Here is a 25,780-nt window from a genome sequence, read left to right on the forward strand (position 1 = left end):
AGGGGAACCAAGACACTCCCCTTCTCTCTATTATATTTATTAAATACTTCTGCTTAATTTTATTAATAAGCTCTTCCAAACCATACTGTGTGTCTTGCTTCTTTTCCACAATTGATGCAAGTATGTTTTTCAGTTGGTGGGTTGAATGGAATGTTACGTGTTGTGAATTTAGTTTCTTCTTTAACATGTTCTTCACATGCATCATCACCGCACCATCCAGCTAAAACCCAACCTGGAATTGTTCCGTTTTTCTCAGAATCAGTTAAATGTTGTTGTAATTGTTCTAAAGAATCAATATGAGTATGTGAGTTAGCGTCACGGAATGCTTTAGCTTTATCATATAAACGTGTTTGCATAACTTCAAGCTCTTTTTCGATTGCTTCAACCACAGAAGCTAACTGAACAGTTTGCTTTTCAGCTTCATCACGAGCTTTTAATAATACTTGATTGTTTTCTAAATCACGTGGCCCAAGCTCGATGCGTACCGGTACACCTTTTAATTCCCACTCGTTAAATTTGAAACCTGGCGATTGGTCTGAATCATCAAGACGAACTCGGATACCTTTCGCTTTTAATGCTGCAAAAATTTCGTCTAATTTCTCAATAATTGCAGGGTTCTTTTTCCATGGCCCAACAGGTATTAAAACAACTTGTGTTGGAGCAATTTTTGGTGGAAGAACTAGACCTTGTTCATCACCATGAACCATAATAACTGAACCGATTAAACGTGTTGAAGTTCCCCACGAAGTTGTATGAACATGAACATGTTTATTTTCTTTGTTTAAATATTTAATATCAAAGGCTTCAGCAAACTTTGTACCTAAATAGTGAGATGTACCTGCTTGAACCGCTTTCCCGTCTTTCATCATTGCTTCTATTGAATATGTGTCAACTGCCCCTGCAAAACGTTCAGATGGTGTTTTTTGACCATCATATACAGGAATCGCTAGGAAACCTTCTACTACTTCTTTATAGATGTTTAACATCTGCATTGTTTCTTTACGAGCGTCTTCTTCATCCACGTGAGCAGTATGTCCTTCTTGCCATAAGAACTCAGAAGTTCGGATAAATGGAAGAGTTTTCTTTTCCCAGCGGAAAACGTTTGCCCATTGGTTAATTAACAGTGGAAGATCGCGATAGCTTTTAATCCAATCTGAGTATAGGTGCCCGATCATTGTTTCCGAAGTTGGACGAAGAGCAAGACGTTCCTCTAATTGCTCTCCTGCTGCTTCTGTTACCCAAGGAAGTTCTGGTGAAAATCCTTCGATATGATCTTTTTCTTTCTGGAAGAAAGATTCAGGTATTAACATTGGGAAATATGCATTACGGTGACCAGTTTCTTTAAAACGGCGATCCATCTCCCCTTGGATATGTTCCCATAATTCGTAGCCATCTGGTTTGAAGGCAATACAACCGCGAACTGGTGTGTAATCCATTAAATCTGCTTTTTGAATTGTATCAATGTACCATTTTGAAAAATCATTTGTTTGTTGAGACATATTTATTCCTCCTAAAAACTTTTTACAATTTAGACCTTTCATTACCCTATTTAAAGCATAAAGATAGTCGTTTCATAAAATTGGTAGTTAGTCTTATTTTCACCATATTCACTGCTATTAAACGTAAGCAAATAAAAAGCACAAAGCGTCCTCAAGCAAAGGACGTCTTTGTGCTGAATCGACGTGGTACCACCTTAGTTCGGCCATTGCTTTCTTCAATTAAAAAGATAGCGCTTATGGCCCTCTATCGTTATGTAACGGTAACGACTCGGTTAGTTTTTCTAACTTCTCCGTGATAGGGTTCAATAAGAAGCGGTGATATAGCTCTCAGCAACTGCTACATTTTCTGTTTCACAATTCTTATTTACTTGGTCACATCATTGATTTTATATTTCTTATAATGTATCAAATAAAGAAGAATAATACAATGTTGGTAAAAGAATTTTTATCAAAAAATTAATGGAAACTTTTAATTTCTATCAAATAAAGTTACCAACCATAAACAATATTAAATCCTTTAAAAAGCTATTCCCAAATAATAGTAAATTATATGTAATAAAGTATTATATTGATCTTCAAATATTTTAATTTTCACTATAATTTATACTTCTGAAGTCATATTTAATAAGACTCATACGAAATGGTAATATTATATCGAAAACATATGGGAGGTGTATATTATTGAAATTATCAATTAGATGGCGAATTATTGCAATTGTACTAGTAATTATTGTACTCGGCCTAGGTTCTTTAGCAACTATTAGTTCATTAACAATTTCTTCAAAAACAGAAGAAAGTGTTGTAAATCAGAGTGGGATTATAGTTAATCAGTTATCAAACTCTATTACAACTTTTTTGGATGGATATGAACAAAGCATGAAAAAAATGTCTGCTTCGCCAGAAGTGCTAGATTATTTTAAAAACTCTACTACATATAACGATGCAGCGGATATAAAGTTCCGAAGCGAGCTAGCTACATACCTTTCTGTTTATAATGGAGCCTCTTCGATTTATTTCACAGACGGTGATAAAATTATTACTGAACCACATTTTGATGAAATTTTTGATTTAGATGTTCATTCCCGTTCATGGTTCAATGATGCAATTGCTAATCCAGATTCCTTTATTTGGTCTGCTCCATATATCGACTCTTCTACCGGTCAATATGCAATTGCTGGTTCAATAGCTGTAAAAGAAGGCAATGAGGTTGTAGGTGTATTAGGCGTTGATATTCTATTATCAAGCTTAACAGAAATGATTTCTTCAATTGACTTAGGTTTTGAAGGATATCCTGTTATTCTTGATGCAAGTGGTACAGCTATTGTTCATCCATCTAAATTCGGTGAAAATTTAAGTTCAGAAGAATATGTTGCATCAATCCTTGCTGATTCAAATCAAACAAGTAATCTTGAAACATCTGTTGATAATGAAGAATCGGTATTAGTTTATAATAAAATCCCTGAAATTGGCTGGACTGTTGCGGCTATTTATAATGTAGATAATTTACAAGAAAATGCTCAAAGTATTCAACATATTATTCTTTTATTTACAATTGTCATCTTAATTATTACATTTATTGTTCTATATTTCTTTATTACTAAAACCATTAAACCAATTTCTACATTAAGTTCTTTAATGGGTCAAGTATCAAACGGCGACTTAACAGTTCATATAGATGTAAAATCTCAAGATGAGATCGGGCGTTTAAGTCATCACTTTAATGAAATGATAGATAATATGAAACGAATTATTGGAGTTGTAAAAGACTCTTCTCTAAATGTTGAAGAACGCTCTCATCATTTAAGTGCCCTAGCTGAGGAAACAAGTGCATCCAGCATTGAAGTTTCAAAAGCAGTAAATGAAATTGCAGTCGGTGCTACCACATCTTCTGAAAATGCTGATGCTGTTACAGAATCATCAAGTAAGCTTGGCGATAAAATTAATGGAATGCAGGAACAGTCAAAGGCCTTGCATGATATTACTTTAGAAGCTGGAAAATTAAACGAAATTGGGCAAGAAAAAATGAAAAATTTACTTGGTTCATTCGACTTATCTAAAGGCGAATTAAATGAAATGACTGCTTCAGTTTCTACATTAGAGAAAAAAGTTGCAGCAATTGGATCAGTTATGGATACTATTTCAGAGATATCCGCACAAACTAATTTACTTGCCCTTAATGCAAGTATTGAAGCAGCTCGTGCAGGAGAACATGGCAAAGGCTTTGCAGTTGTTGCAGAAGAAGTTCGTAAACTAGCAGAACAATCTGCATCTGCAACAGAACAAGTAAAAACAACAATCCTTGAATTACAGCAAAAGTCACATCAAGTTACATCACAAATGAAAGAAATGGAAAATACATTTAATGATCAAGGAATAGTTGTCGAGGATACTGGTGCTCTTTTTGCTAGTATTTCGAATTTGATCAATAATATGGAAGTTACATTTACTAATATCACAACTGAAATTGAAGATATTGTAAAATATAAAGATCGTGTTGTTGAAACTATTGAAACTATGGCACTTACAGCACAATCAACTGCTGCAGCTTGTGAAGAAGTTAGTGCATCAAGTGATGAGCAGCTTACAGCAATTAATTCTGTAGCAGATGCTTCTGAACAATTAAATAATTTAAGTACAGAATTGTCTATTGCGGTAAGTAAATTTAAGATTTAATAGTTAATTAAGAGGCTGTCCTAGTACTATGTACTCCATACTTTTAGGGCAGTTTTCTTTATTTATTTTGTATCTGTCGCTTCGCTTTCGATACAGAATGAATTTGTATCTGTCGCTTCGCTTTCGATACAGAATGAATTTGTATCTGTCGCTTCGCTTTCGGTATATCAAAGAGGACGTCTCACACCCTTTTGAGACGCCCTCTTTTTGTTATATTCCATTTTTCAACTTCTCTATATAATCTGAGGAATTTTGATATACTTTTTCAATCTTTTCTTCTATGAAATTGGAGCGTTCAAATAAAATGGTACGTAAATGGTCAATTTGACGGATTATTTTTTCCATTAATCCCTCGTTACAATCTACTCGATTTAATACATCTTTTTGCGATTCCTCTATATATGAAACTTGACTAACCATCTGATCGTTCAATTGGTACTGTTCATCTAATTTCTCTTTCATTTGTTCATTCATAAATGCAACTTGTTCAATTCGTTTCATCATTGCTTCGTTTATAACAGCCAATTCTTTTAATAATTCAATGACTTCCCTTTGCTTATCTTCCATTAAAGCATGGTTTTTAACTATTTCCTTTTGAGAATTACTAATTGAATTTACTTGGTTAGATAAACTATCATTTATTTGCTGTTCATGATTTAAAATCTGCTCGAATTTTAAGTTTTGGGCTTCAACTTTTTCTATGGAATTCTTAACCTGATTTTTTAATTCACTGAAACGAAGATCAAAGCTCCCCCATTTCATTAATTGTTGCTGGTTCCATTGAAGTTGAGAATTTTGTATGCGTGATACTTTTTGATGTACGGTTTGAATGGAAGCTCGATGTTGTTCAAGCATATCGGATAAGTAATCTCTTTTAAATTCCATTTGATTCGGTTCAACTAATTCGTTATCGTTCATATACACTCCTGGGTGATTAATGTATATTCCCATTGATGACTACACCCCCTTATATTCGCCTCATATAGTTTATGCAAATATTCTATATAGGCTACTTCCTAGGTCTAGCCTCTATTCGATGTTAAGTTCCTTTTTAATTAATGAAATATTTCCATTATGGTCTTCAAATTGACCATTTTTGTATTTATAGTCTTTCAATAAATGTCTGCAATCCCAGTAATTTTTTATTGATTTTCTTAGCTCTTGAATATATTGCAGTGACTTATCATTACGAATAATAATTTCTTTACTAGTTTCCGCTATATGTCCATGTCCTGGAATTAGCATATTAATTTTATGTTTTGATAATATTATATCTGTTTTTCTTAGTGTTTCCTCATACTTTTCACTACTGAAATAAATAAACGGAATTTCCAAATCCGATAAGTAATCCCCTGCTACCCAAATTCCAAGTGGTTCGATAATTGTATAGATAGAATCATTCGTATGTCCTTCGGCTTTATAAAATGTTAAAGTAGTTTTACCTATTTTCAGTACTTGGCCATCGTTATTGACTGTTATATCGACAGGAGGAAAAAGGATTGGGTAGTCACGGTCTATATAATACTGATCATCAAATTGTTTTATTTGATTTAATAATTCTTCTTTATTATCTCTATCTTTAAAAATTTTACTTGCAATTACAGTTGCACCTAAAAAAGCACCATATCCTATAAAATGATCCCAGTCAGAATGAGTAAATAGCAGATAAATAGGCCGATTTCCTTTCACTTTATTTACATGTTCCTGAATCTCCTTTACTTCATTCGGAAGTAAATTTGGATCCACGATCAATAATACGTCTTCTGTTTGTATGACCGATGACGTGGTTTTATATAGTTCGCTTTGAAACACTGTAATTTGTTCGTTTTGAAATTGAATCAATATTCTTCCCCCAATAACTCATATTATTTTCAGATGCCTTTCCTAGAATTAGTATTTTAAACTTTAAAACAGTTTTTTTATAGTTAAAACTCTATTTGTACCTGCTGCCTCCCTTTACAGTACAGAAAAATGGACGTCTATACTCTAAGACGCCCATTTTTTGCTTAGTTATTTTAATTTGAAGTTTTTAACATACTTCTCCAGCTTTTCAGCCATTTCTGTTGATTCACTGGAACGGCTTGATATTTCTGAAATACTAGCTGTTGTTTCCTCTGCAGCAGCTGAAATATTGTTCATAGTATTTTCAATCTCATGAATCGAATGTGTAAATTCATTGATCATTTCTACAATTTTATTTGATTTTTCTGTTTCAGTTGAAAGTAGATTAGAAATGCTTTTAATTTCATTCACTGTTTGATCCACAGCGATAGAAATATTCCGAAGTGCTTTTGTTGTTTGTTCGACTGTTTCAGCACCCTTTTCTATATATTTATTACTCTCAGAAGAAGAAATCATAACGTTTCCAATTCGTTCCATAATATCTTTTATAAGTTTTTCTACTTCAGATACTTCTGAATTTGATTGCTCGGCAAGTTTCCGAACTTCTTCTGCTACAACTGCAAAACCTTTACCGTGCTCTCCAGCTCTAGCTGCTTCAATAGATGCATTTAATGCTAGTAAATTAGTTTGAGAAGCAATGGTTGAAATAGTAGTTGTGATTGTTTGAATTTTTGTTGTAGATTCTACCAATTGCTTAATAGTATCGCTTACTTCTTCTGAACCATTTTTTATTTTTTCCATGTCGCTGCTAATTTCTTTAGCACGCTGCTCCCCTTCTGCAGCAATTTTCATTGTCTTATTTGAGTTGATTACTGAAAGATCTGCCTTTCCTTTCATATTTTGCAAGTCATCTGCCAATGTTGTTAAAACATTTGAAGCATTATCGGCATGTTGCATTCCATCCGTCATGGCGACGGTAACATTTTCAATACTATTTGCAACTTCTTGAACAGTATCATTCATTTCTTTTAAAGTACTTGCTGTTTCATTTGCGTTTAATGTAAGTTGATGGGAAGTTTGACTCATCGTTGAAATCATATTTTGTAAATTCAGCGTCATCTGATTTAACGTATCAGCTAAATTACCAATTTCATCCTTACTTTTTACATTAGTTTTTTCAACCATTAAATTACCTTGTGCAATTTCCTTTGCTTGCTTTATTAGTTGTGAGATAGGTTTTGTTTTTCGACCAATTAATAATGCTGTTACAAGTGATGCTATTAACATAGGAATTAAGCTAAGCAGAATTCCTTTACTTACAACACCCCAAGTTCTTTCAGTAACAATGTCTGCATTAAAATCTATTGCGCTAATAGCAATAATTTCCTTAGCTGGATCATGGTCTTTGTAAATAGGTGCATATCCTGATAAACGTTCCATTCCTGCAAAATCATATGGCTCTGAATATGTTGGATGCCCCATTTCTAATAGTGCTGAAATGGCTTTTTCATCTATTTGAAAAGCATCTCCGGGTTCTAGTCCTTGTTCTCTAAGATTTTCATCAACTGCTATTAAATTACCATTTAAATCTAATATATATTGAGCTTCAAATATATCTTTATGAGCAGTAGTCCAATTTAATTGTTCTCCTATTTTCATTTGTAATTCAGAATTTCCAGCTATAGCACCTGCTAATTCCTCTGTATCTATTAGGCCAGTAGTTATATTAGCACATCCATAAGCTTCTATTCCAGCAGCCTCATATAATTTATCATAGGCTGTAAAATAAGTAGCAATGGAAGTGATTAAAATCATGACCACAAGTATCCCCGCTATAATAGTGCCTAGTTGAAAAGTTAAAGTGTGTCTAATCTTACTAGTTCTTTTGTTCATTTTATTAGAAAGCCCCCTATAGTACTAATAACACAACTGTCATAATCATACTATGAAAAGATGTATAGAGAAACTATGTTTGAAAATTTTTTACTTTTTAGTATTAAGATGGTATTTTTATTGACATAATGGGAACTTTGCTATATAGAAGCTACAATTTGTTTAATATTTTCTAAAACTACTATTTTAGAATAACTATAACTACTTATCTGGAGAATAATATCTAAAATCGATTTATCATTTTAGTTTACATAATAAATTTACGGTAATTAAATGATTTATGAAAATCACCTTTACGCAAATTTCCATTAGGAGATATTTATAGATCAATGGTTACATTGGCTACCCATTTAAAATACTTAGAAATACAGCGAATATTAAAAATATTGCAACACCAAAATAAGAGATAGACCACAATCGTTTTTGCGTGCTTTTATATTCCCTCAATCCAAGGATAATAAATATACCACTCAATAAAGCTAGTGATAATTGATTAAAACGAAAGTCATCAGTTACAATACTATAACTACTAATTCCAATGACTAAAACTGTAAGAATAAGCTGAAGTAACAAGTAAATATCAAATTTTCTATTCTTCATTTTTTCTCCTCTTGAATGCTTACCATTAACCAGCACACTAATTTTTAAAAGTACATATATCTGAATTTAATATTAAAGTGATTATATCATGTTATTGCTATCCATTTATAGAAAAAAATGTAAACCAACTACAACTATTTCATACTTATGTTAAAGTTCCAGATTCGTAACGTTAATTAAAAGGTAATAAAAAAATGGTTCTATGTCAAATGTTGGGGTGAAGTGATATTACACGGCACCCCGATTATCCTAAATGAATCCCAATTTTCTTAGATAAATTATTTAATAAAATTTTCGCTTTAAAGTGTTCATAGCTTCTAAAACCATAAGCATTGCGCTTCAAAACTTTTGATTTATTATTAATTCCTTCTAAAAAACCATTTGAATATCCAAAACTTAAACTATTTAAAATTTCAACTTGCCAATTTTTTAGCGTTTGAATAGCCTTTAAAAATGCCGGAATATTTGCTTCTTCTACCTTTCGGTAAAAGGCTTCTAATCTTTTTTTTATTTCTATCAAATCATTTGAAGTTTTTGCCCAATCAAACCATTCGCAGTAAGCTTCTTTTAATTCATAGGCTTGCTTTAGTTCCTTCGACATTCCTATGTAACGATTTAAGTACCAACGATTCGTTTCTGTTAACTTATCAAATCGTTTATATAGTACGTGACGCATTTTCTTACATTTCTTTCGATCATATGCATGCCATTCTTTTTGAACATTTCGACGTACTTCATCTAGTGCCCAGTAAATATAACGACAATAATGAAAGCGATCCGCAATAATAATCGGGCGATTTAACGCCTTCCTAACTGCTGCTTTAAAGCTTGGATTCATGTCCATAACCACAATTTCTACATCTGCACCGTATTTCATCAAGTAATCCTTAATGGTTTCTTTTCTACGATTTGGTAAAATATCAATTGGTTCATGTGTTTCCGCATTGGCAATAATTAATTGATAAGTTCCCGCATCGGTATCTGCTTTATATTCATCAATCGCGATACATTTTGGTAAATGAACCCCTTCATTTAATTGTTCCTTTACTACTTCTTTAAAGCGACGAATCACTGTTGAGCTTGATGTACCAAGTACTTCAGCTGCTTCTTTAAATGTTTTTGCCTTTATTGAACGGATTCGTACAACTTGATTCCATTCTTTCGAGAAACGTTGATATTTATCCACGAAAGGGGATTTTTCTGAAAAACGTTTCCCACATTGGCATACATAACGACGACGTTTATAAAAAAGGACGGTTAATCGTTCAAACCATTTTAAATGATTAATTTTTTGAATTCGATAATCATGGACTTTTGATGTTATATTCTTGCATGCTGGACATTGATGTTCTTTTTTTGGTATGGAAACGTGTAGAACAATACGTTCCCCCATCTCCTCCACCTTATGAACAGTTACACCTTTTAATCCTGGAATATTCATGTTAAAATTCATTTGCACGTATCACCTTTCATTGCTTGTTTCTCGACAATTCAAGTATATAGAAATCGGTGATTACGTGCTTTTTTATTTATGAAATTTTTTCAAACCCCAACAAATATTATAGAGCCAAAAAAATCACCACTAAAGGAATACCTAAAGAGGTGATTTTTATAATCAGGTTCATTTTTTTAATTTCTTAAATTTTTGTACAGTTGCTTTTCGATCTCTGCTCTGACTAATCGCAGAGATAACCGCAACTCCATCTGCACCAGCTCTTATTACTTCATTTGCATTTTCAGTAGTGATACCACCTATTGCGACGATTGGAAAGTTAGGGAAATTGTATCGAGCCCTTGATAAAAAAGATACCCCAGCTGCCGGCTTTGCATCTGGTTTCGATATTGTTTCAAAAATAGGGCCAATTCCAACATAATCTGCACCACCCTGAACTGCAGCGTACATTTCTTCCTCTGTATGCACTGAAACACCAACAATTTTTCCTTCAAATTGCTTACGAATATATTTTAATGGCAGATCATCTTGCCCAACATGAGCACCATCTGCATTTAATGTAAGTGCTAAATCAACATCATCATTTACTATAAAAGGCACATTATATTGCTTGCATAATTTCTGGCATTGCTTTGCAAATTTTATATATTCATTGCCTTTTAATCCTTTGTCTCCCTTTTCACGGAACTGAAAGAAAGTTACACCTGCACTTAACGCTTCTTCTAATACAATTAGCGGATCTTCCTTACAATTTTCTGCTCCCATAATAAAGTAGACCTCTAGATCACTTCGTTTCATGAACCATCACCTCATAAATGCCCCGCAGCTCTTGGTAGGCAAAATGATTTGTTGGACCATGACCATGTCCGATATTTAACGGATGTTCTATTGCAAGCTGTACAAATTTTTTTGCTTCTACAATTGACTCATGTAGAGTAAATCCTCTACCTAAAAATGCTGTAATTGCTGATGAAAACGTACATCCAGTTCCATGTGTATGTTTCGTATTAATTCTTTTCGTTTCCATCGAAAATGATGAACCGTTTTCAAAAAAGACAGTATCAGTAGCAGTATCAGCTTCTTCAAAATGACCACCCTTCATCACAACACACTTTACACCAAGTTGTAAAATACGTTTGGCGGCGTTAAATATATCCTGTTCATTACGAATTTTTACGCCGCTAATTACTTCTGCCTCGGGGATATTTGGTGTCAATACAGTAGCAAGTGGTAGTAATTTTGTATTTAATGCATGAACAGCATCGTCTTGCAATAGTGCTGCACCGCCTTTTGCGATCATCACAGGATCTACAATTATGTGTGCTGTTTGTTGCTGCAAAATTCTTGCTACTGTTTCAATAATTTCAGTAGAAAAAAGCATACCTGTTTTCAAAGCTTTAACATTAAAATCTTGAAAAACTGACGTCATTTGCTGCGCTACAAATTCAGGTGTAGTCGGATATATTCCTTGAACCCCACATGTGTTTTGAGCTGTAAGAGCAGTGATAACAGATGTTCCAAATGTTTTTAATTCCTGAAAAGTTTTTAAATCTGCTTGAATGCCAGCCCCACCGCCACTGTCGGAGCCTGCAATTGTCAAAACTACGTCCATTGCTCTCCTCCAATAGAAGCCTCATGGATTCCGTTAATAACTTCCATTTGGAATGACCCTAATAATTTTTTCTTTGAGGCATTTTCAGCTACTTTTTTATAGTCTGTCAACACGTTTTGTAAATTTTGAATCTTGTTTCCCTCTAATGTTAATGTGGCGGCGCAAATTGCACTAAGCAGGCATCCAGTTCCAGTAACCTGAGTCATTAGTTCATTTCCACCAGGTACCCACTCTTCATTTTTCCCATCTGTTACATAATCTGCAGCACCTGTAACAATAACAAGGCAGTTATATTGATGGGCAACCTGTTTAGCAACTGAAGCTACATCCATACTCCCTTCTCCACTATCTACACCTTTAGAATGCCAATTAACACCTGCAATAGTGGCAAGTTCCCCCGCATTACAACGAATAAGTTGGATATTAATACTATTTAAAATTTCATTTACAGCATTTTGGCGGAATTTTGTAGCACCTACACCAACTGGGTCTAGTACAACAGGTATATTCAATTCATTTGCCTTTTTTCCCGCAAGTTTCATCGTTTCTAGTGTTCGTTGATTTAATGTACCAATGTTAAGTAATAAAGCGTTGGCAATGGACACCATTTCTTGTACTTCATCCATTTCATCTGCCATTACAGGAGAAGCACCAATTGCCAACATTCCATTCGCTGTAAAATTAGCAACAACATAATTTGTAATACAATGAACTAACGGATTTTTTTGACGTATTTTAAACATACTCATAATATTCCACCTCTTTCTTCCAATTTTCTAACGTCCAGGACATCTCCCAAAATTTCCATTCATAATAGCAGCTCTTTTTAAAATGAGATTTAAGAAGGTAGATCTTTAAGGGGTGTTCTATTGCAAAGCGATTCATCATCGCTTTTTGAAAGTCGATTTTTTCTTTAAGTTCAGGACTGCTGTATATGTCTATCCATTCTTGATACAATTTCACTCCAGGTTTTGAATCTTTGTATTTCTCCCCAATCTCCTGATAAATCCATGGACATGGTAAAATTGCTGCGAAAGCTTCTTCCACACCACCATTGTGTACTGCATTATACATATGGCTAACATAATTGTAGGTAGATGGTGCGGGTTCAAAATTATTTATTTCATCTTCAGTTACACCTAACTCTTTAAAAACAGTACGGTGTAAAACTAACTCAGATTCATTAATATAACTACAAGAATCCAAAAAGAATACAATATCATCATTTGTTTCTGCCTTAGATGCAGCAATGGCTAAAATTTTAGTGTAGTGCTTTAAATAGTAAGCATCTTGCATCATGTAATACTTAAATTTTTCAATAGGCAGTGAACCATCTACTATACCTTTTACAAATGGATGATTAAAGCTCCCTTCAAAATAAAGATCCGTTTCTGTTCTTACTTCTTCACAAAATATCATGAATGTCCTCCTTTTTTGGTGGACGTAAGAGAGAAAAAAACGCTCTTTTTGTTTTATGACAAAAAGAGCGTTTTTCCTATTAGAAAGTGGTTTCACTGCTAGGTAATCAGCGAATTCTTCCCAAAATGGTTTAATTGCTCCCTACGTCAGTATTAACTGTCAGGTTCAAAGGGTCAGGTTTTAACCTTCTCAGGCGCAAAAGCACCCCCCCTGCAATTAGAGATATTTAGCAAATAAAAAACTCTCCAAAATGGAGAGCATTTTTACAGCACAAATAAGCGAAATTTTCACTTGTAATGTACTTTGCTCCCTACGCCAGTATTAACTGAACAGGTTCAAAGGGTCAGGTTTTAACCTTCTCAGGCGCAAAAGCACCCCCCCTGCAAATATTCTAATTAATAATATTCTAGCAGTTTTTTTTGAATATTCAAGAGGATTAAGTTTCAGATAAATTAATCAACTATTTATACCATTAATACTACTTTTTTAAACAATGCATTGCTTCTTCTGCTTCATCCCATGGGACAACATAGCCTTTTCCTTTCACGCAAAAAATACTTGATGATGTATATTCAGGGTCAGCATTTTTATCATAATTAATTTGTTCAATTACTTCTTCAGAATTATGGCAAATATCGTAGCCAGAAAATTGAATCGATAAAGCACCTTTTCCATTTGTGTATGCCGAAAAAATAGTATTGTAATTCATAAAGGTAGAGACAGGTGCTTTCCCAATAATCGTTACCTGATTTTCTGACATAATTGGAGGTTCAAAAGTGCCAAAAGCTTGTTGAATATCTGTCATTATTCTTCCAATAAAATCTAAGGGAGCTTTCATCTTAAAACGATAATAGGGTTCGAGCAATATATTTTCAGCTTGTTCTAGACCTTGCCGTAATGCTCGGAAGGTTGCTTCACGGAAATCTCCCCCTTCAGTATGCTTGTTATGTGCACGGCCAGTTAACAATGTAAATTTGATATCCGTAATTGGATATCCCGTCAATAAGCCATGGTGATCCCGTTCAAATAAATGCTTCTCAACTAGTCTTTGATGCCCAATTGACAAGTCATCTGCGTGACAAGCATTGTCAAACAGAATACCTGAACCTCTCGGAGCAGGTTCCATTTTCAAATGAACTTCAGCATAATGTTTTAGTGGCTCGAAATGTCCGTAACCCGTAACGGTATTTTGAATTGTTTCTAAATATAAAATTTTCGGTTCTTCAAATTGCACATCAATACTAAATCGTGTTTTTGCTATATCTTCTAAAACTTCAAGCTGAATGATTCCCATAACATGCACATGTATTTCTTGAAATTTCTCGCTCCAAACCACTTGTAATGTTGGCTCTTCAGATTCAAGTAAGCGAAAAATACGCAATATTTCCTTAATATGCTCTGCCCCTTTGTAGACAACTTTTGCCTGTAAGGTTGGGACAAGTTCAAATTGTTCATTAAGATTTGCGTTGTCACCTAGAACATCCCCAATTTTTGCATATGTAAGTCCTTTTACTGCAAATATCTCACCAGCATTAACTTGCTGAACTATATTAAATTGAGTTCCATTATAAAGTCGAATTTCTGTTACTTTTTCAGTTAAATCTTCAAATTGAAACTCATCTCTAACTTTTAGCGTTCCACTTAACGCTTTTATAAATGTAATTCGCTGATTTTGTTCATCATGGCGAATTTTAAACACTTTTCCTTGGAAAGGTGCATCATTGTCAAATTTAGTTTTTGTAAGTATTGCAAATTGGTTAAAAAATTCTTTGACTTTTATATCTTTTAAAGCTGAACCTGCCATACAAATAAATGCTTGTTCGTTTTGAATCATCTTCAATAGCGCAGAAAAATATTGCGATATGTCTATATTATCTTCCATATAATGCTCAAACAGCTTCTCATCACGTTCCGCAATCCATTCTAAAATACTTTCCGGAATCGATTGATCATTAATCTCCTCCCTCTATAAATGTTGATATATCAACGGTTTGACCCGTTTTATCTAATAGAAAAAATATTTTTTAAAGAATAATATTTTAGTATTTTACAATACTTCAATTCATTTACAGTTTGAGGATACGCTTCGCTAAAGTTAATTGGTAGTAATTAACTTTCCGTTCCAATATGTGATGCACAATTGGATCTCTGCAATGCTTATGATGACGTACCCTCCCATGTCTCTTGGCGTCTAGCGCATACATTCCTTCGTTCGGTCTATTCATAAGGCAGAGGCTGGCGATGCTCCTTTAGGGACTCGTAGTCGGATGGAATAAATAATGCCGGCTTCTCCGTGTCATCCTTTTGTAATTTAATCGAGCTAAGGTGTAGCTTAGGCTGCCTCTACGAGACAATAAAGGTCTTTCATCATAAGTTGTTCATCAAACTGTACTTTCTTCTTGCATAGAGCGTGTAAAATCTTCAGTAACTTACCACAAAGGACAACCATCGATTGCTTCTTTCGAAGTGGATTAACTGTGCGTGTGGTGTAATATTCATGTAATTGCTTAAAGGCTTCATTATGGCGAATCAACGGTATCATAACTCGGAATAAGAGAGAACGAAGCTTTCTTCTTCCTCGCTTTGAAATGCGTTTCTGACCTTTGTGTTGCCCAGATGAGTTTTCACGTAATGTGAGTCCCGCTAGTTTGATTAATTGGCGTGGATGCTCATATTGAGTGAAGGAACCAATCTCTGAAAGAAGATCGACGATTGTTACATCGCCAATACCAGGCACAGTGGCTAGATACTCATAATCCGTCATTTGTTTCGTTAATTCAATTAATTGTTCTGTTAGACTATCGAGCTGTTGTTGCATCAATTTGCGTTGACTAAGGAGTGTGGCAATTTCTATTCGTGCCATCGTAAGACCTTCTGTCAACCCGATTGAAGATTGAGCAGCCTCGACTAATTGTTTTGCCTTCGGCAATTGAGGTGATTTTAATCCCTCTACCTGACGGTATAAAAACAATAATTCTTCGGGAGATTTACCGAGAATATCAGCGGGTAGAGGTGTCTTTTCAAGAACCGCATACGCCATCTTTCCGAAACTTTTAAAAACAGACATAAATTCTGGGAAAAAGCGATCCAACCATCGAATGAGACGATTTTGTAATGCATTGAGATCTTCTTGTATCTTTGAACGTAACGTGGCACCGTTTCGTAATTCCGCTTCCACGCCTTCTAGAATACGTGGATAGCTAAAACGTCCATCACGTATTAGACGCGCAATTACAAGTGCATCCTTTTGATCGTTCTTCGTTTGGAGATTATCGTCCAATTCTTTGGATTTGTTCACATGGCTCGGATTCACCATGATAAACGGAATCCCATGTTCAAAAAGATAGACAGCGAGATTCATCCAGTAGTGGCCTGTAGGCTCAAAACCAACTAATATTTCGCTTTTATCATGCGTAGTAAGTAAAGTTAATAACTTTTCATAAAATGCATCAAACCCATTTCTTGATTGCGTGAAAGGGAATGACTTTTGAAGCACACGGCCTCGTTCATCAATTGCGCAAGCATAATGTTTGTGCTTAGCGATATCGATACCTACGACGAGTGTATTTTCAGTGACTTGATTAATTTTCTGGTTCGTATTAAAATTCATAGACGGAGTCCTCCTGTGTGATGATGGGTCAATGGCTGTTGACACTCATGCATCATACTAGAGGGCTTTTTTTATTTCAAGACCCTGAAAATCCTTCTAACAGGAATGCTCCTTTAATAATAAAGCATCCGTTGAAAATTCTTTTTTAATGCTTTGCATTACCTCTTCAACAGCTGCCCCTTCACGGTCAATTTTATTAATGAAAATAAATGTTGGAACATGGTATTTCCTTAAAAGATTCCAAACTGTCTCAGTATGTCCTTCAATTCCATCAACTGCACTGATTAATAGAATAGCGTAATCCATTATACTAATTGCCCGTTCCATTTCTGGTGAAAAATCCATATGTCCTGGTGTATCAATTAAAGTATAAGTATCTCCTTTATAATGAATTCTGCCTTGCTCAGCAAAGATGGTAATTCCACGTTGACGTTCAATCGCATGATTATCTAAATATGCGTCCTTATGATCAACACGCCCTCTTTCTTTAATGCTCTCCGTATGGTAAAGCAGCTGCTCAGAAAAGGTTGTCTTGCCAGCATCTACATGGGCAAGTACGCCAAAAGTTTTATACATATTATTACTTCCTTCTTATTTACAATAATAAAAGTATTGTATCAAAAAATAATCCGCCTCACCTATGAGACGGATCATTTTTCTAAAAGCGCAGTGTTATAAGCAACAGATGAAAAACTAAATAAAATAAAAGAGATGTAACTTTGTCTTATTATAAAGCATCTGTTTGTTCTGGGCCTTCAGGTAAGTATTTCAATAAACCAATATCATTTAATCCATTATAAATTTTCGTTGTATAGCCGAGATTTTCATTTGATAAGTAAGATGCTTTCGAAGCAATCAATTTTTCGATTGTTGGTAAATATGTTTTATCAACTTGAGACCAAAGCTTATAGGATTGGATTAAATCCTCTAACGTTAAATGTTTGTAGTCATCCCCTACAAACTCATACTCTGGACTAATTTTATACCAAATGTCACCATTATCGCGTATCCATTTATCTTGATCTCTCTCTATTGCTGTTTGAATAGCTCTTGCAGTTTCTAAATACTTTTCATCACCAAATTCTAAGTAGGCCATTAATAAAATATTCATCCCTCCAAGAACGTGATTCATAGATGAATGTGTTGTGACTTTTTGGTTCACAGGAAAGTAGTCAGAAATATAATATGAATTATTATCTACTTGAATAATATGTCCCTCCTCTTTCCTTGAAACCAATAAATCCGCATAATTTCTCAAAGGCTCTTTATAATTTGGAATATTAAATAGTTCCCCACTATTGTAATAGAAGAGTGCGATTTGTTCGTTAAAGCGTGTATCAATAAAAGGAGCTGTAATATTATACAAACTTTTTAAGTAAGTGCTAGTAACTTCCGTTTGCCAATACTCTTTACCCATTTTAAAGTTTTGTAAATTTACAAATGAATTATAGACAAGATTCTCGAAATAACGATCTTGTTGATTTTTATATAAAGTAAGTGCCCGATCTTCTTTTACAAGCAATAAACTTCTACCATAACCTAACCCACTTTCTGGCATTGGTTCAGTTGTAGAAACCATTTTATTATAAGGTCCATCTGCAGTGTACCAGTTATTTCGTTTCTTAAAATATCTAGCTGTTTCCTGCATCCAGCTTTCGCGATTTAAATCTGATTTAAATAACGGATGGCTCGAATCTACATACCAATGATCGACAATGTCATTGCCAACAGATTGCAATCTATAGACAGACATTAATGTTGAACCTATTTTAGCATAAGATAGAACTTCTGTTTCAGATAGTAAACTGCGCATGGTACTTTTTCCACCGTCTTCATAATCAAGGGTTAGTTGCTTTGAATTATATGCCTTTCCAACCATCCGTTCTTCAACGGAACCATCATCCTTTACATAACTTAATAAACCTGTTGGATAACTCGTAATGTCAGTTCCCTTACTTGTATCACTGCGTTTAATAGGATAGTTATCAAAACGAGCCAAAGAAAAATCGACTACATCATTTTCTTTTTGAAGTATATCTACGATAACAGTCTTCGAATTTGGATTAACTAACTGGGAAAATAAAAAATAGTCGCCATTGTCAAATGATCTAACTGTTACTGTTAACTTTGCGTCTTGCGCAACTGAATAAGTATAAATATTGTCTCGTGAAAAACCATTATCAATCCGTTCATGGCCAGTATAAATTAATTCATCTTTCGAACGGATATATATCGGATGTTCATCAAAGGACAATTTAATTAAATTTACTTCTGAAGGTATAATGCTAAAGTTTTTAGAAGTCTCAATATTTTGTAATTTATACTCATACTCTTCCCCAGAAATTTTCCCTGTTAACACCAATGCTTTGTAAAGTGCACTTGCAAATTCTACTCTTTTAACGGAGTTAGATGGTTTAAACTCTCCGTTATTTGTAAAAAGCAATTTATGTTGTAAAGCAATTTGAACAGCTTCTTTAAAATTGTCATTAATTGCGGCCTGATCACTAATCACAATTTCCTCATTAATTGCTTCTAATTTAAAAGCCTGAATAAGCGCATAGGCAAATTGTTCCCGTGTCATTTTATCGTTAAGTCCGAAGACATTTTCACTATTGCTCGGAACTAAATCAATTTCTAACGCAGCAAGAATTTTTGAGGCATCTTTTGTTTCCTCCGTTATATCATTATAAATAGGATTAAAAGGGATATCCGGAAGTTTAAGAGCTTTTGCTAATGCAATGGCAGCCTCACCTTTCGTTATAACGACATCTGGACGAAATTGTAAATCGCGATCCGCTTCTATAATCCCCAATTCCATTAGTTGAAAAATCTCATTTTTTGCCCAATATGTATTAGGTATATCTAATAATCCAATATCTGTTGACTTTTCTTCTATATTTTCCGCAGAGGCGGTAGTACCTGCTACTGAAAAAATAATAATAAATGTTACTAATAATTTAATTATGAATTTTTTCACTGCATGTTCCCCATTCCTTAAATACTGTAATTTTATCTTACCAAATTATATCCAAAACAGTAAATTAAAAGCCAGTAACGGTTCCTAAGTTGGGATTATTTGTATTTTTTAATAGGTAATTTCGATATGAGTATTATTAATCTCAAAACTTAAGACTGTTTATCCACCTATAACCATTTTGAATGGTAATAAAATAATGTCACAAGGTCTAAGTAATTTTTGGCACATTCCATATCATAACTATCAAAATGAAATATTCATTACACAATTTCCTACCTAAATTTATTAATATTTACTATTAAGTAGTATAATAAACTTCTATATTTCAACTAACTACATAACAAAGGCAAAAGTCTAATCCAAAACTAAGTAGAAAGCCTATTGAAATAAGTAATGATTATCTAATAATTTGTAGCTTATGGGTAAAAATATCAATTTTAAATAAAGATAAAAAATTACTATAAATTTTTTAAACGTTGGTATTATCGCCTTTCTCACTAATGCACCCCTTAATATACTGTAGTATCAACAATGAAAGGGGGGAAAATAATGTCACAATATAGTAAACGCAAAGTTTCAGATCTTTTTCACGATTGCGGTTGTGGACACGATGACAACCACGGTCATAAACATGATAAAGACGAATTAGAGCGCATCATTCGTTTGTTAAAGAAAATTCTTGACGAAATAGACGACAAGAAAAAACACGACCATAACGGAAATAACGGCAATCAATGTGATGCTGTAGTGTTAACTTTCACTAGAAACGACCATGAAATTGTCCTAGCAACTACAAGCAACTCTATCTTCGATTGTCCTTTAAGCCCAGGAGATAGCGCTGCTGCGGCGATTGCATGTCTATCTGGCAAAGGCTTTAAAATTGAAGCATTCACACAACAAGGTGAGTTCATCACTTACACATTGGTAAGATGTCGTTAGTAGTTGACGAAGCCAGGGGGATCTCTCCTTGGTTTCTTTTTTAGTTGATTTAAACCTCATCTTTTAAAATATCTACATTTAGTTGTTTAATAAATTTTTAAATTTAAATTTACCTCCAATATCTACTCCATTCAAAATAGAAAATCGGTTCCGTTCCTTCAAAATCAAAATAATTATTTTTATAAACACCTATTTTTATAGAAAGAGTATGACCATTTTATAAAATCCGCTTAGTTAAAACAAAAAGACCCAAAAGGCAGCTTAAACCCTCTGAGTCCCCACTCTTATGTTCGTAATTTTTTAAAACTTCATCGTACCCGCTTTTGCTGCGTTGACATGCCATGAAAGCGCTTTTTCTAGATTGTGTGGTGTATGTGCATTGCCTGTTAATTCAACGGCTTCATTATAATAATCCCATAATTGTTGTTTAAAGTCAGGGTGAACACAGTTCTCGATAATTAAAGGAACTCGCTCTTTTGGTGCTAATCCACGTAAGTCTGCTACACCTTGCTCAGTAACGATGACATGTACGTCATGTTCTGTATGATCGTGGTGTGCAACCATTGGCACGATGGATGACAATTTACCGCCTTTTGCATACGATTTCGTTACGAAAATACTTAATCGTGAGTTACGAGTGAAGTCTCCTGATCCACCGATACCGTTCATCATGCGAGTACCGCCAACATGAGTAGAGTTTACGTTGCCATAAATATCTACCTCTAATGCTGCATTGATAGCAATTAACCCTAAACGGCGAATCACTTCTGGATGGTTGGAGATTTCCTGAGGACGAATAATAATTTTATCGGCATACTTTTCGATATTGCCATATACTTTCTTTTGCAGCTCTTCCGAAATAGTGATTGATGTACAAGATGCAAATGAAACTTTTCCAGCATCAATTAAATTAAACACGGCATCTTGCAAAACTTCAGAGAATATAATTAAATCTTCAAACTCAGAAGTCTTAAATCCTTCCAATACAGCATTTGCTACAGATCCTACACCGGATTGCAACGGAGCCAATTTATTCGTTAGTCGGCCTGCTTTAATTTCACTTCTAAAGAAATCTAGCAAATGGTTTGCCATATCCTGCGTTTCATTATCAGGCTCGACAATTAAAGATGGAGCGTCTTGTTCATTTGAAATAACGATTGCTTTAACCTTGTCAGGATTTATTTTAATGCCGATGTCACCAATACGGTCAGTTGGGTTTAATATAGGAATTGGTTTACGTTCACCTTGAGCATCAGGTATATAAATGTCATGTACACCGACTAGTGATTCAGAGTGAGCAAGGTTTAATTCAATAATTAGATTTTCTGCATATTGAGCAAAAATCGGAGAGTTCCCAACTGATGTTGTTGGAACTAAAAATCCGTCTTGTGTGATAGCTGTCGCCTCAATTATGGCAAAATTAATCGGTCCAATAATACCTTGTCGAACCAATTCTGCATTATGTGAGAGGTGAGCATCTACATAAAGTACTTCACCTTTATTAATTAAATTTCGAATTGCAGGATCACCTTGATATGGCCCCCGCTTACGAATTGCCCCTGTTTCAGCTAAAATTTGGTCTACTTCAGGCCCCAATGAAGCCCCCGTATATACATCAATTTTAATTTTCTCATTTTTTGCTCTCTGTGCTAAAGCCAGTGGTACAACTTTTGCATCCCCTGCACGTGTAAATCCACTCATTCCAACAATATCGCCGTCTTGAATTAATGCCGCTGCATCTTCTGCCGAAACAATCTTGTTTACTAAACTGCTTATTCCGATTCTTTTTTCAATTACTTGTTCCATTTCCTTTCCTCCTATTCTATTTGGTTATTAGAATGCTAGATTCCTCCACCATTTCTATTTATGCAAGAAACAAGGAAAATAGAACCAATTTTATCGAAAAATTCGTAAAACTGTCAGGATGGGATTTTCTGAAAATATTTAGAGTAGCCGTTACGAAAGATAAATGACACTTTAAATGCCTAATTCGGAGAAGTATATTTCCTAACGAAAAGAGACCAGTCAGAAATTAGGATTTCCAAACTGGCTATATATAAATTAATATTTAGCTGTTAAACCGCCATCTAAGATGAACTCTGAACCTGTTGAATAACTTGCGTCCCCTGCTAGGAATAATACTAGTTTGGAAACTTCTTCAGGTTGTGCTGCACGTTTTAATGGAACATTTTCAGCTAATTGATCGGCAACATCCGCTACATCTGATTGACTTACCATTGGTGTTAAAATAACTCCTGGATGAATGGAGTTTACACGAATTCCATATGGGGCAAGTTCAATTGCAGCTGATTTTGTCATGCCGCGTACTGCAAATTTTGAGGCATCATAAGCTAATGTTCCCGCACTGCCACGTAGTCCGTTAATCGATGAAATATTAATAATAACACCATTCCCAGACTTTTTAAGTGACGGCACCACAGCTTTCATTCCTAAAAATACACCAACTTGGTTAATGTCGATTACTTTTCGATATTCTGCCTCTGAAAGCTCTTCAAAAGGTTTACTGATGACAATCCCAGCGTTGTTTACTAATACATTGATTGGACCATAGATTTCCTCAGTTTGTTCCACAATTCTTGTCCATTGTAATTCTGATGTTACATCATGCTTTAAAAATGTCGCGTTATCACCAAGTTCAGCAGCTAATGCTTGTCCATCTTCGACTAAAACATCCGTAATAGCTACTTTAGCACCTTCCTCAACAAATGCCCGAGCGTGAGCTGCACCTTGTCCACGTGAACCACCTGTAATTAACACAACTTTGTTATCAAATTTGCCCATTTAACATTCACTCCATTTTATTTGAATTAGTAGAAATTCTACAATTCATCCTATTCGAAGTAGAATAAAATATGATAACAGGTAATTTTAATATTTTTTTATAGAAAGATATTGTTTAGTAAAGTATTGTGATTATCAATGAATCAAAATTAATTTTTATAGAAATTGTAATCCATTTTTAATGTGGAAACAGTAAAAACCAGCCCTTTATTTCAAAGAGCTGGCTTGTTTTTATTTCGCGTCTGTTCGTTCCTCACCTTTTGGCAAGTATTGCAGCATTCCAATATCTTTTAAACCGTTATAGATTTTAGTTGTATAGCCTAAAGTTTCACTAGAAAGATAAGAAGATTTCGAAGCAATCATTTCTTCAATTGTCGTTAAGTAAGTTGGATCAATTTTAGACCAAAATTTATAGGCATTGATCAAATCTTCAAGTGTTAAATGTTGATAGTCATCTCCTACAAGAGTGCCATCTGAAGATATCTTATACCAAATATCCCCATTATCCCGAATCCATTTATGCTGATCTTTTTCAATTGCCGTCATAATAGCTCGTGCTGTTACTAAATATTTTTCGTCGCCGAACTCTTGATATGCCAATAATAATAAGTTCATTCCACCCAATACATGGTTCATGGAGGAGTGTGTTGTCACTTTTTGTATTATTGGAAAGTAATCTGAAATATAGAAGGAGTCTTCATCCACTTCAATTATATGACCCTGTTCTTTTTGGGAAACTAGTAAATCTGCATAGTTCCGTAATGGCTCTTTATAGTCTTTAACGTTAAATAATTCACCGCTGTTATAGTAAAACAGTGCGATTTGTTCGTTGAAACGTGTATCTATGAATGGTGCTGTAATATTATATAACCCTTTTAAGTACGTACTTGTTACTTCGGTTTGCCAATATGTGCGGTCTCCTTTGAAGATATCCAAATTAACAAAAGAGTTGTGCACAAGATTTTCAAAATAACGATCACCTTGTTGCTTATAAAGTGCTAATGCGCGATCCTCTTTCACAAGTAATAAGTTTCGACCATAACCATGTCCACTTTTTGGTAATGGTTCTGTTGATGTAGCCATTTTATTTAATGGTCCTTCTGCAGTATACCAATTATTACGTTTAATATAGTACTCTGCTGTTTCTTTCATCCATTCTTCTCTATGACTATCCGTCTTAAATAATGCATTATCCGAATTCATAACCCAATGTTCGACAATATCATGTCCTGATGAAGAAAGTGTATTGATGGATAAAAATGAATTGCCAACTTGTGCAAACGACAATGATTCAGATTCAGCTAATAGATTGCGCATTAAGCTTTTTCCGCCATCCTCATACTCCATTGATAATTGTACTGATTTGTATGCTTTGCCAATCATTTGTTCTTCAATTGAGCCATCTTCTTTAGTAATACGAAGCAAGCCCGTAGGATAAGAAGTAATATCCTGTCCAAAAACCGTTTCATCATCACGAATAATTGGATAACGATCGTACCTATATAAATGATTTGTTTGAACGTTTTGTTCAATTTGAATTAAATCAATTTTTTGATGATATCCAGTTAGATTATCAAATCGAGTGAAAACAAAATAGTCTCCATTATTAAATGTACGAATTGTAACAGTTGCTTTTGAACCTATTGTTCCCACTAAGTAAATAAATTGATGGTCAGTTGCATGTCCAAAATCTATGCTGTCTTCACTAATTAACTTTAGCTGCTCTGGTGCACGCAGATATATATCTTCTTCTACCAATGCCGGAATTTTTGCAAAATAAACAGTGTCATTACTTAATTGAAAGGATGGCGAGTAATTCGTTTCATTTACCAATAATTTCTCAGTTTCAGGAATTCTATGTATCTCATTTAAAAAGTTATATAATACAGAAGCAAATTCAGCTCTAGTAACATATTGAGAATTGTCTTCATTATTAGTTGACATAATAATATTATTTATAAAATCTACATTTAAATTCTCGTTATATGTATAAATTAAATAACCCTGTACAAGCTCACCTGTTAACTCTTTATATGTAATTGGCATTGTATTACTTTCAGTGTTTATCTCCCTGTTTTGGAAAAGATTTTTTACTTCTTTATACCTCTTTGAAGATTGAGAGATTTGGAGCGCTCTATTAATTGCCTGTTCTGCTTCGCCTTTCGTTATTCTTGACTTTGGACGAAACTGGAAGTCCGGATCCACCTGCAAAATATCTAGTTCAAGTAATGCAGCAATTTGATTTTTTGATTGGTGGTTTTGGGGAATATCAATTATTTTAATGTCATCATTTGCTGCTTGTGCATTACTTGGTGCAGCAAATGCTAGTACTGCGATGAGTATAAGAAATATATGTTTTACATACTTTTGCACTGTCAGTCCTCCGTATGTTAATTTTTAATTCTTTTTTATTATACATAGTCTTGCTTTATTCAACAAATAACGATGCACTTAGATTAAT

18 protein-coding genes, 1 pseudogene, 2 riboswitches and 1 other annotated feature are annotated in these 25,780 nt (G+C 34.2%); of the genes and pseudogenes, 2 read left to right on the forward strand and 17 right to left on the reverse strand.

What is annotated here, in order from left to right:
* Window positions 1-62: 62 nt before the first annotated feature.
* Entirely contained in the window at window positions 63-1,499 is a 1,437-nt protein-coding gene (gene proS / locus MKY04_RS11000) for a proline--tRNA ligase (protein ID WP_126292538.1), read from the reverse strand.
* Between the two features lie 155 nt (window positions 1,500-1,654).
* Window positions 1,655-1,889, reverse strand: a binding site (T-box leader).
* Between the two features lie 291 nt (window positions 1,890-2,180).
* Here proS and MKY04_RS11005 point away from each other — a divergent pair.
* Entirely contained in the window at window positions 2,181-4,172 is a 1,992-nt protein-coding gene (locus MKY04_RS11005) for a methyl-accepting chemotaxis protein (protein ID WP_346234392.1), read from the forward strand.
* A gap of 210 nt (window positions 4,173-4,382) precedes the next feature.
* On the opposite strand, the gene MKY04_RS11010 is transcribed toward MKY04_RS11005, so the two are convergent.
* From MKY04_RS11010 to MKY04_RS11070, 13 genes and pseudogenes are all read right to left on the reverse strand, one after another.
* Window positions 4,383-5,123 carry a hypothetical protein gene (locus MKY04_RS11010; RefSeq protein ID WP_126292540.1) on the reverse strand — a complete coding sequence of 247 codons (741 nt, stop codon included), beginning with the start codon at window positions 5,121-5,123 and terminating at the stop codon, window positions 4,383-4,385.
* Window positions 5,124-5,201: 78 nt separating this feature from the next.
* On the reverse strand, window positions 5,202-6,014 hold the full coding sequence (locus MKY04_RS11015) for an MBL fold metallo-hydrolase (protein ID WP_126292541.1): 813 nt from the start codon (window positions 6,012-6,014) through the stop codon (window positions 5,202-5,204).
* 168 nt (window positions 6,015-6,182) lie between these two features.
* Complete coding sequence (locus tag MKY04_RS11020; RefSeq protein WP_346234393.1) at window positions 6,183-7,907, reverse strand: methyl-accepting chemotaxis protein; 1,725 nt, start codon at window positions 7,905-7,907, stop codon at window positions 6,183-6,185.
* Window positions 7,908-8,249: 342 nt separating this feature from the next.
* Complete coding sequence (locus MKY04_RS11025) at window positions 8,250-8,507, reverse strand: DUF3953 domain-containing protein (protein WP_126292543.1); 258 nt, start codon at window positions 8,505-8,507, stop codon at window positions 8,250-8,252.
* Window positions 8,508-8,751: 244 nt separating this feature from the next.
* A complete protein-coding gene (locus tag MKY04_RS11030) occupies window positions 8,752-9,966 on the reverse strand; it encodes an ISL3 family transposase (RefSeq protein ID WP_346234394.1) in 1,215 nt (404 codons plus the stop codon).
* Window positions 9,967-10,128: 162 nt separating this feature from the next.
* Complete coding sequence (gene thiE / locus MKY04_RS11035; RefSeq protein ID WP_126292544.1) at window positions 10,129-10,758, reverse strand: thiamine phosphate synthase; 630 nt, start codon at window positions 10,756-10,758, stop codon at window positions 10,129-10,131.
* Window positions 10,745-11,572 (reverse strand): bifunctional hydroxymethylpyrimidine kinase/phosphomethylpyrimidine kinase, encoded by an 828-nt coding sequence (thiD, locus tag MKY04_RS11040; protein ID WP_126292545.1) that lies wholly within the window; start codon window positions 11,570-11,572, stop codon window positions 10,745-10,747. Before thiD ends, thiE begins: the two co-directional genes overlap by 14 nt.
* Window positions 11,563-12,321, reverse strand: a complete 759-nt coding sequence (gene thiM / locus MKY04_RS11045) for a hydroxyethylthiazole kinase (RefSeq protein ID WP_126292546.1) — start codon at window positions 12,319-12,321, stop codon at window positions 11,563-11,565. The genes thiD and thiM overlap by 10 nt, the downstream gene beginning before the upstream one ends.
* A complete protein-coding gene (gene tenA, locus MKY04_RS11050) occupies window positions 12,308-12,991 on the reverse strand; it encodes a thiaminase II (protein WP_126292547.1) in 684 nt (227 codons plus the stop codon). The genes thiM and tenA overlap by 14 nt, the downstream gene beginning before the upstream one ends.
* Window positions 12,992-13,112: 121 nt before the next feature.
* A riboswitch (TPP riboswitch) is annotated at window positions 13,113-13,212 on the reverse strand.
* Between the two features lie 69 nt (window positions 13,213-13,281).
* Window positions 13,282-13,382, reverse strand: a riboswitch (TPP riboswitch).
* 87 nt (window positions 13,383-13,469) lie between these two features.
* Window positions 13,470-14,873 (reverse strand): elongation factor G, encoded by a 1,404-nt coding sequence (locus MKY04_RS11055; protein WP_346234395.1) that lies wholly within the window; start codon window positions 14,871-14,873, stop codon window positions 13,470-13,472.
* A 450-nt stretch (window positions 14,874-15,323) separates the two neighbouring features.
* Window positions 15,324-16,601, reverse strand: a complete 1,278-nt coding sequence (locus MKY04_RS11060; protein WP_126296408.1) for an IS110 family transposase — start codon at window positions 16,599-16,601, stop codon at window positions 15,324-15,326.
* 108 nt (window positions 16,602-16,709) lie between these two features.
* Window positions 16,710-17,177: pseudogene (locus tag MKY04_RS11065) on the reverse strand (GTP-binding protein); the annotation flags it as partial.
* Between the two features lie 151 nt (window positions 17,178-17,328).
* The gene (locus MKY04_RS11070) at window positions 17,329-19,578 is read right to left on the reverse strand and encodes an S-layer homology domain-containing protein (RefSeq protein ID WP_126292549.1); all 2,250 of its coding nucleotides are present in this window, start codon (window positions 19,576-19,578) and stop codon (window positions 17,329-17,331) included.
* Between the two features lie 549 nt (window positions 19,579-20,127).
* Between MKY04_RS11070 and MKY04_RS11075 the strand changes: the two genes are divergently transcribed.
* Complete coding sequence (locus MKY04_RS11075; protein WP_126292550.1) at window positions 20,128-20,517, forward strand: hypothetical protein; 390 nt, start codon at window positions 20,128-20,130, stop codon at window positions 20,515-20,517.
* A gap of 300 nt (window positions 20,518-20,817) precedes the next feature.
* Here MKY04_RS11075 and MKY04_RS11080 read toward each other — a convergent pair whose 3' ends face one another.
* From MKY04_RS11080 to MKY04_RS11090, 3 genes are all read right to left on the reverse strand, one after another.
* Window positions 20,818-22,323 (reverse strand): succinate CoA transferase, encoded by a 1,506-nt coding sequence (locus MKY04_RS11080; protein WP_126292551.1) that lies wholly within the window; start codon window positions 22,321-22,323, stop codon window positions 20,818-20,820.
* 255 nt (window positions 22,324-22,578) lie between these two features.
* Window positions 22,579-23,319: a glucose 1-dehydrogenase gene (locus MKY04_RS11085; RefSeq protein ID WP_126292552.1), complete on the reverse strand. Its 741-nt coding sequence runs from the start codon at window positions 23,317-23,319 to the stop codon at window positions 22,579-22,581.
* 231 nt (window positions 23,320-23,550) lie between these two features.
* Window positions 23,551-25,692, reverse strand: a complete 2,142-nt coding sequence (locus MKY04_RS11090; RefSeq protein ID WP_126292553.1) for an S-layer homology domain-containing protein — start codon at window positions 25,690-25,692, stop codon at window positions 23,551-23,553.
* Window positions 25,693-25,780 lie beyond the last annotated feature (88 nt).

It is taken from the genome of Lysinibacillus telephonicus (assembly GCF_039654155.1).
GTDB classification, from domain to species: domain Bacteria; phylum Bacillota; class Bacilli; order Bacillales_A; family Planococcaceae; genus Ureibacillus; species Ureibacillus telephonicus.

Coding starts and splice junctions, on each gene's coding strand:
- MKY04_RS11080 (WP_126292551.1), bottom strand. CDS start 22,323: ATGGAACAAGTAATTGAAAAAAGAATCGGAATAAGCAGTTTAGTAAAC.
- MKY04_RS11085 (WP_126292552.1), bottom strand. CDS start 23,319: ATGGGCAAATTTGATAACAAAGTTGTGTTAATTACAGGTGGTTCACGT.
- MKY04_RS11020 (WP_346234393.1), bottom strand. CDS start 7,907: ATGAACAAAAGAACTAGTAAGATTAGACACACTTTAACTTTTCAACTA.
- thiE (WP_126292544.1), bottom strand. CDS start 10,758: ATGAAACGAAGTGATCTAGAGGTCTACTTTATTATGGGAGCAGAAAAT.
- proS (WP_126292538.1), bottom strand. CDS start 1,499: ATGTCTCAACAAACAAATGATTTTTCAAAATGGTACATTGATACAATT.
- MKY04_RS11025 (WP_126292543.1), bottom strand. CDS start 8,507: ATGAAGAATAGAAAATTTGATATTTACTTGTTACTTCAGCTTATTCTT.
- thiD (WP_126292545.1), bottom strand. CDS start 11,572: ATGGACGTAGTTTTGACAATTGCAGGCTCCGACAGTGGCGGTGGGGCT.
- MKY04_RS11060 (WP_126296408.1), bottom strand. CDS start 16,601: ATGAATTTTAATACGAACCAGAAAATTAATCAAGTCACTGAAAATACA.
- thiM (WP_126292546.1), bottom strand. CDS start 12,321: ATGAGTATGTTTAAAATACGTCAAAAAAATCCGTTAGTTCATTGTATT.
- MKY04_RS11010 (WP_126292540.1), bottom strand. CDS start 5,123: ATGGGAATATACATTAATCACCCAGGAGTGTATATGAACGATAACGAA.
- MKY04_RS11055 (WP_346234395.1), bottom strand. CDS start 14,873: ATGGAAGATAATATAGACATATCGCAATATTTTTCTGCGCTATTGAAG.
- tenA (WP_126292547.1), bottom strand. CDS start 12,991: ATGATATTTTGTGAAGAAGTAAGAACAGAAACGGATCTTTATTTTGAA.
- MKY04_RS11075 (WP_126292550.1), top strand. CDS start 20,128: ATGTCACAATATAGTAAACGCAAAGTTTCAGATCTTTTTCACGATTGC.